We start from the raw sequence: 6,675 nt of genomic DNA, 5'->3' as shown, positions 1-6,675 counted from the left end.
CCCCGACCTTCGCATTACGAATGCGCTGCTCTACCAACTGAGCTATACCGGCACATCACTTCCGCCTCGAAGCAGAGCGCGTAATAATAAACAGTTTCTTGCGCTTTGAAAAGGGCTGGAACGCATTTGCCGACAACGCGTTTAATTCATCGCCGTCCAATGCAAAAACCCTGAATTCAAATAAATGAATTCAGGGTTTTAAATCTGGTCGGAGTGAGAGGATTCGAACCTCCGGCCTCTACGTCCCGAACGTAGCGCTCTACCAGGCTAAGCTACACTCCGCTTTTACTGCACTCAGCGCCTAGCGCCGAGGAGCAGAAATTTACTACATCCGATGTTTTCTGACAAGCTTTTTCTATTCAGCTGGTCGGAGTGAGAGGATTCGAACCTCCGGCCTCTACGTCCCGAACGTAGCGCTCTACCAGGCTAAGCTACACTCCGACGACCATCTGCAAGCTCATCCGAAAACCACCCCGCTGCCGTCTTGGCTGCGGTACAATCTGTGGCATCAGAGGACGCGCATTATGGAACAAATATGTGGTTTAGGCAACTATCTTTTTACCGTTTGAATCAAGACGACGCTCCGAATAACGAGCAGCTCTCCGCCGCGCTGGAAAAGCGTCCATTCCAGCATTGCATGGGACTGGACTGGTTCAGCGAGGGCTGGGTGCCCGCCGCCGGCCATCTGGACGCGCCGGTCTACGCCGTGCGCGGCTGCCAGATGGTGTCGCTGCGCCGCGAGGACAAAGTGCTGCCGGCATCGGTGATTCGCGACTTCGTCGAACTCAAGGTAGCGGAAATCGAGGACAAGGAACTGCGCAAGGTCGGCCGCAAGGAAAAGCTGGCGCTGAAAGAACAGATCACCGATGACCTGCTGCCGCGCGCCTTCGTGCGCAGCAGCCGGATGAGCGCCTTTCTGGATACCCGCCGCGGCTGGCTGATGGTGGACTCGGCCGCCGCCAGCAAGGCGGAAGCGCTGGTATCCAAGCTGCGCGAAGCGCTGCCGCCCTTCCCCGCCGCGCTGCCGCGCACCAAGATCGCGCCGCATACCGCGATGACGGACTGGTTGGCGGCCGGTGAAGCGCCGGCCGGCTTCGAACTGGACTCCGATTGCGAACTCAAGGACAGCGGCGAAAACGGCGCGGTAGTGCGCTGCGCGCGCATTGACCTGACCGCGGATGAAATCCGCCAGCACATCGCCACCGGCAAGCAAGTGACCCGAGTCGGCCTGATCTGGCAGGAAAAGATCCGCTTCCAGCTGACCGATATGCTGCAGTTGAAGCGGCTGCAGTTCCTGGACCTGTTGCAGGACGAAGCCAGCCAGGCCGGCGACGACCGCGAAAGCCTGTTCGAAGCCACCTTCACCCTGATGAGCGAGGAATTGGGTGAACTGGTGGACGCGCTGGTTGCCGCGCTGGGCGGGCTGGAAGACGCGCCGAGCCCGACCGCTGCCGCACAGACGGCCGCGCCAGGCACCGTCCCTGCCGCAGCTGAAGGCGCCGAAGTCCCCTGGGATTGATGCCTCCGCCCCGCTCGCGCGTTCTGCGCGGGCGGGCTAGCCGCCCGCCGCGGCATCCAGTCGTTCTAAAATAGCCCCACGCTAACATCACCAAAAAAACAATCAATTTAACAAATAGATAGCAGCCGTCGATACTGGGACCTCCTCATCCAAGGACAAGCCCAATGAAAACGGAAAACTGGCAGGACTTCTGGCTGGAACTAAGCGCCGGCTTCGCCTGGCTGCAATAAAAGCGCTGGCGAGCATGCGCGGCAAAGGGCAATATTCTTTGACATACAAACAGTAATGATTATCATTCAATAAAGGAGAGCATGATGACCATGTATCGACAACAGCTGAGACGCCTGAAACGGCAGGCGCCGCCAAGCCAAAACCAGCTACGGCGCGGCTTGGGCTTCGCCATTTTCATCTCCGGTTGCCTCATTCTGCTCGGAGTGCTGCATTAGTCCTGCCGTCGCTGGGCTGATGAGGCCAAAGCAGGCGCAACTATTTCCAATAAGTAAACAATAAAGCCAACGAACAGCGGTTTATCATGGAATCCCGCTGCATTAAGCTGAAGCTATCCCTAGAATGATGAAAGCTTCAGCCATGACCGATCGCCTGCCCGCGCTGTTCATTTCGCACGGCGCCCCCACCCTGGTGCTGGAAGACAGCCCAAGCCGCCACTTTATCGCCCAGTTGGGAACGGAACTGCCGCGTCCGCGCGCCATCGTCATCGTTTCCGCGCACTGGGAAACCCGCGGCCTGGTGGTCAACCACAATCCACGCCCGGAAACCATTCACGACTTCTACGGCTTTCCCGAGGCCCTGTATCGCCTGAGCTACCCGGCGCGCACCGATGCCCAGCTCTGCGCGCGCCTGCATGAATTATTCGCCGCCGCAGGCTTGCCGGCGCAGAGCACCGAACAGCGAGGGCTGGATCATGGCGCCTGGACGCCGCTGATGCTGATGTATCCGCAGGCCGACATTCCCATCGTCAACCTGTCGCTGCCGCATCAGGCATCGGCCGCTGAGCTGATGCGCATAGGCGAAGCGCTGCGTCCGCTGCGCGAGGAGGGCGTCCTGATCATCGCCTCCGGCAGCTACACCCACAATCTGCGAGCGCTGGCGCCGGAAGGCTCGGCACCGGCGCCGTGGGCGCTGGCGTTCCGCGACTGGCTGGACCAGCGGCTGCTGAATGGCGAACAGCAGGCGCTGGCCGACTGGCTGCAGCAAGCGCCTTATCCGCGCCACAACCACCCCAGCGACGAACACATCGCTCCGCTGTGGATCGCGCTGGGCGCCGGCGGTGCCGGTGCCACGGCCAGCAAGCTGCACGACGACTGGCGCATGGGCAATCTGTCCATGGCCTGCTGGCGCTTCGACTAGCCGCCCGCCGCCGGCGGCGCGTCGTCGTCCTGATTCTCATCGTCCCAGCCCAGCGGCTTAACACCGGGCGGCAGATCCGGCGGCGGCTCGCGCCTGGCCAAGCGGATCAGAATGCCCAGCGCCGTCACCGCCGGCGCGGCGGCGATGAGGATCCAGAACAGCGTGGAATGCATCAAATCCATGTCCGCTCCAATGCAAAACGCCCCGGTCCAAGCCGGGGCGCGATGGCTTGAGCGCCGACGCTCAACGCTGGCGCAGCAAGCGCGCCGCGTCCAGCGCGAAGTAAGTCAGAATGCCGTCCGCGCCCGCGCGCTTGAACGCGATCAGGCTTTCCAGCATGCACTTTTCCTCGTTCAGCCAGCCGTTCTGGAACGCCGCCTTCAGCATCGCGTATTCACCCGACACCTGGTAGGCGAAGGTTGGCACCCGGAACGTGTCCTTGACGCGGCGAATCACATCCAGATACGGCATGCCCGGCTTGATCATCACCGCATCGGCGCCCTCTTCCAGATCCTGCGCCACTTCCTGAATCGCTTCGTCCAGATTGGCGGGATCCATCTGGTAGTTGTTCTTGTCGGCCTTGCCCAGATTGCCGGACGAGCCCAGCGCGTCGCGGAACGGGCCGTAGAAACCGGAGGAGTACTTGGCGGAATACGCCAGGATCTTGGTGTGGATATAACCTTCTTCCTCGAAGGCCTGGCGAATCGCGCCGATGCGGCCGTCCATCATGTCGGACGGGCCGAACATGTCGACGCCGGCCTCGGCATGACAGAGGCCTTGCTTGATCAGGATTTCAGTGGTCTCGTCGTTGAGCACATAGCCGCTGTCGTCGATCACGCCATCCTGGCCGTGAATGGTGTAGGGGTCCAGCGCGCCATCGGTCATCACGCCCAGTTCCGGAAAGCGCTTCTTCAGCTCTCGCACCACGGTTGGCACCAACCCCTCCGGGTTGTAAGCCTCTTGCGCGTCATTGTCCTTGCCCGACTCTATCACCGGGAATAGCGACAGCATCGGAATACCCAGTTCCAACGCCTGTTCGGCGGTGTAGAGCAGCTTGTCCAGGGTCTGGCGCGGCGCGCCCGGCATGGACGGCACTTCCACTACCCGGTTCTGCCCTTCCATCACGAATACCGGATAGATCAGGTCATTGGCGGTCAACACGTTTTCACGCATCAGGCGGCGGGAGAATTCATCTTTGCGCATGCGGCGCATGCGAGTGGCGGGGAAATAGCGATTGGCAAAAATCATGACAATTCCATTGAAAGGATTAGCCCGGCCATTGTACGCCTGTTGCCGCCAGCCCGCAGCGCACAGCCTGCGCCGAAACAGAGTGTTCTGTATTCGGCACGGCGGGCGGCGCCGGATCTTGCCGGCGCGCCCGCCTCCAGGCATGGCCAAACTCAGATCTGGCGCGGATCCGGCTTGCCGGGAACGGCCTGTGCAGCCTGTTCCGCCGCCAGGTTTTCTTCCGCGCGCCGTCCTTCCCAGTAGGCGGCATTGACGATGCCTAGCTTTTCCGGATGGAACACCGGGTCCAGACCCCGCGCCTGCTGCGCCTCGTAGTCGCGCAGGCAGGCCAGCGCCGGCTTTTGCAGCAGGATGATGGCGATGATATTGAGCCAGGCCATCAGGCCGACGCCAATATCGCCCAAACCCCAGGCCAGGTCCGCGGTCTTGACCGTGCCATACACGGTCGCCGCCATCAGCGCGATCTTCAGCACGAAGCTCAGCCACGGCTGATTCATTCTGCGGTTGATGTAGGCGATATTGGTTTCCGCGATGTAGTAATAAGCGACAATGGTGGTGAAGGCGAAGAAGAACAGCGCCAGCGCGACGAAGATGGAACCGAAGCCCGGCATGATGCTTTCCATCGCGATCTGCACATAGCCCGGCCCCGCCGCCACGCCGGCGATGCCGGTGTACATCGCCTGGCCCGCCGGGCCCTGCACATTGTACTGGCCGGTGATCAGCAGCATGAAGGCAGTGGCGGAACAAACGAACAAGGTGTCGATATAGACCGAGAAGGCCTGCACCAGGCCCTGCTTGGCCGGGTGCGACACCGCCGCCGCGCTGGACGCGTGCGGGCCGGTGCCCTGGCCTGCCTCATTCGAATACACGCCGCGCTTCACCCCCCACTGAATCGCCAGGCCCAGGATGGCGCCGAAGCCCGCGTCCATGCCAAACGCGCTTTTCAGCACCAGCGCCATCACGCCGGGCAGTTGCTCGATATTCAGCGCGATGATCACGCAGGCGACGATGATGTAGCCCAGCGCCATGAACGGCACCACCGCGCCGGCGAACAGCGCGATGCGCTTGACCCCGCCGAAAATGATGAAGCCCAGGATGATGGCCAACACCGCCGCGGTGACGGTGGGCGCGATGCCGAAGGCATTGTCCAGCGAGGCGGCGATGGAATTGGCCTGCACCCCTGGCAGCAGCACCCCGGTGGCGATGATGGTGGTGATGGCGAACAGCCAGGCATACCATTTCTGGCCCAGGCCCTTTTCGATGTAGAAGGCCGGACCGCCGCGGTACTGGCCATCGATCTTTTCCTTGTAGACCTGACCCAGCGTCGATTCAACGAAAGCGGAGCTGGCGCCGAGGAAGGCCACCATCCACATCCAGAAAATGGCGCCGGGCCCGCCGAAGGTGATCGCGGTGGCGACGCCGGCGATATTGCCGGTGCCGACGCGGCCGGCCAGCGTCATCGCCAGCGCCTGAAACGAGGACACGCCGCTGGCGGTGCTCTCGGTATTGAACATCAGCCGCAGCATTTCCTTGAAGTGGCGCAGTTGCAGAAACCGGGTGCGCACCGACAGGTAAAGCCCCACGCCCAGGCACAGGTAAATCAGCGCCGGGCTCCAGATGACGCCGTTGACGGCATTGACCAAATCTTCCATGACATTCTCCTTTGAGCGAAGCCAAGCTCACCGCGCTGACGCTGGGCGGCCCGGATAATTTTTATGTTCTCGCTCCGGAGCGGAGTTCCGGAGCCTCACCAAGATAAGGCCGAACATTGGAACCCTCCAGATAATTCATTTTAAAAAAACGCTCATTACAACAGGTTACCTAAAAACATTTGACCACAAGTGCAAACTATGGAATTAAAAAAACGGCAAGCGCGCACGCTTGCCGTTTTTGCTCCGACGACCGAGATCGTCGCTTGGTCCTGCTTTAGCCGAAGAAGTCCTTCAGCTTGTCCATGAAGGACTTGGAGCGCGGATTGTGGGTGGCGACATCACCCTGGCTGATGGCGTCGAATTCGCGCAGCAGCTCTTTCTGGCGCTCGGTCAGCTTGACCGGGGTTTCCACCACCACATGGCAATGCAGATCGCCGTACTCGGTGCCGCGCACCGCCTTCACGCCCTTGCCGCGCAAACGGTAAACACGCCCGCTCTGGGTTTCAGCCGAAATCTTGACCTTGGCCATGCCGTCCAGCGTCGGGATTTCCACCTCGCCGCCCAGCGCCGCGATGGAGAAGGAGATCGGCATCTCGCAATGCAGATCCATGCCGTCGCGCTGGAATACCGTGTGCGGCTTGATGTGGGTGACCACGTACAGATCGCCTGACGGGCCGCCGTTCTGGCCCGGCTCGCCTTCGCCGGACAGGCGGATGCGGTCGCCTTCGTCCACGCCGGGCGGGATTTTCACGTTCAGCGTCTTGTTGGTCTTCTTCTGGCCCGCGCCGTGGCAGCTGGTGCAGGGATCGGAAATCTGCTTGCCGGTGCCGTGGCAGGTCGGGCAGGTCTGCTGGATGGAGAAGAAGCCCTGGCTCATGCGCACTTGGC

6 protein-coding genes and 2 tRNA genes are annotated in these 6,675 nt (G+C 61.5%); 2 read left to right on the top strand and 6 right to left on the bottom strand.

Going from position 1 to position 6,675, the window contains the following annotated elements; all coding sequences use genetic code 11:
• Positions 1-205 precede the first annotated feature (205 nt).
• Positions 206-282: transfer RNA gene (locus ACE3QM_RS22415), tRNA-Pro, on the bottom strand.
• Between the two features lie 82 nt (positions 283-364).
• Positions 365-441 (bottom strand) — tRNA-Pro (locus tag ACE3QM_RS22410).
• 94 nt (positions 442-535) lie between these two features.
• Between ACE3QM_RS22410 and ACE3QM_RS22405 the strand changes: the two genes are divergently transcribed.
• Positions 536-1,519 (top strand): recombination-associated protein RdgC, encoded by a 984-nt coding sequence (locus ACE3QM_RS22405; RefSeq protein ID WP_374424998.1) that lies wholly within the window; start codon positions 536-538, stop codon positions 1,517-1,519.
• Between the two features lie 588 nt (positions 1,520-2,107).
• Positions 2,108-2,887 carry a class III extradiol ring-cleavage dioxygenase gene (locus tag ACE3QM_RS22400; protein WP_048411176.1) on the top strand — a complete coding sequence of 260 codons (780 nt, stop codon included), beginning with the start codon at positions 2,108-2,110 and terminating at the stop codon, positions 2,885-2,887.
• On the opposite strand, the gene ACE3QM_RS22395 is transcribed toward ACE3QM_RS22400, so the two are convergent.
• The 4 genes from ACE3QM_RS22395 to ACE3QM_RS22380 all read right to left on the bottom strand — a co-directional run.
• Positions 2,884-3,069 carry a hypothetical protein gene (locus ACE3QM_RS22395; protein WP_048411177.1) on the bottom strand — a complete coding sequence of 62 codons (186 nt, stop codon included), beginning with the start codon at positions 3,067-3,069 and terminating at the stop codon, positions 2,884-2,886. The genes ACE3QM_RS22400 and ACE3QM_RS22395 overlap by 4 nt on opposite strands.
• 61 nt (positions 3,070-3,130) lie before the next feature.
• A complete protein-coding gene (gene hemB, locus ACE3QM_RS22390; protein ID WP_048411178.1) occupies positions 3,131-4,135 on the bottom strand; it encodes a porphobilinogen synthase in 1,005 nt (334 codons plus the stop codon).
• Between the two features lie 152 nt (positions 4,136-4,287).
• Complete coding sequence (locus tag ACE3QM_RS22385) at positions 4,288-5,787, bottom strand: alanine/glycine:cation symporter family protein (RefSeq protein WP_374424995.1); 1,500 nt, start codon at positions 5,785-5,787, stop codon at positions 4,288-4,290.
• A 274-nt stretch (positions 5,788-6,061) separates the two neighbouring features.
• A partial coding sequence (locus ACE3QM_RS22380) for a DnaJ C-terminal domain-containing protein (protein WP_374424993.1) occupies positions 6,062-6,675 on the bottom strand: 614 nt, incomplete at its 5' end.

This window comes from Chromobacterium sp. (genome assembly GCF_041912965.1).
GTDB lineage: Bacteria > Pseudomonadota > Gammaproteobacteria > Burkholderiales > Chromobacteriaceae > Chromobacterium > Chromobacterium aquaticum.
Note: the sequence above shows the minus strand (reverse complement) of the source record. Positions and strands in the feature narration are given on the sequence as shown.